This window comes from Dietzia maris, from assembly GCF_014144855.1.
Classification (GTDB): Bacteria; Actinomycetota; Actinomycetes; order Mycobacteriales; family Mycobacteriaceae; genus Dietzia; species Dietzia kunjamensis.
Genome location: NZ_JAALDN010000512.1, coordinates 1 through 534 on the forward strand (window position 1 = coordinate 1; position 534 = coordinate 534).

Sequence of the window (534 nt, forward strand, 5' to 3'; positions counted from 1 at the left end):
CGAGGTCAACCTCGGGGTGGGTGCGCTGGCGACCTCGGCGCGGCCGGCGAACGTCGCGGTCAAGGAGCTACTGCAGCACTACGCCCGTAGCGTCCGCGGCGACTGGGGCCTGGCCGGCGAGCCGAGGGCGGTGACGTCCGCGTTGTTGCCGATGGGCGGGGCGGTCTCGACGGTGGCCGGTCCCAACTGGGCGGCGGTCGGCGACGCCGCGGCGTGCGTGAACCCGCTCAACGGCGAGGGGATCGACTACGCGCTCGAGGGCGGCCGCCTGCTTGCGGAGTTAATCCTGGCGGGAGCGGGTGTCGGCCGAGGAGGCCCGGGCTCGAGAGTGGGCGCGGCCGGTTCGCACTCGCGCACCACTGCCGGTGACCTGACGCATGCGTGGCCCGCGGTGCTCCGCGAGACCTACGGCGAGTCGTTCGCGATCGCCCGGGACGCCGCGCGTCTGCTCACCTATCCGAAGTTCCTGCCGCTGGCGGGACCGGTCGGGATGCGTTCGCAGGCGCTGATGACCGCGGCGGTGCGGTGCATGTC

1 pseudogene is annotated in these 534 nt (G+C 73.6%); it reads left to right on the forward strand.

Annotated features, from left to right (window positions below):
* Positions 1–534, forward strand: a pseudogene (locus G6024_RS15430) (FAD-linked oxidoreductase); the annotation flags it as partial.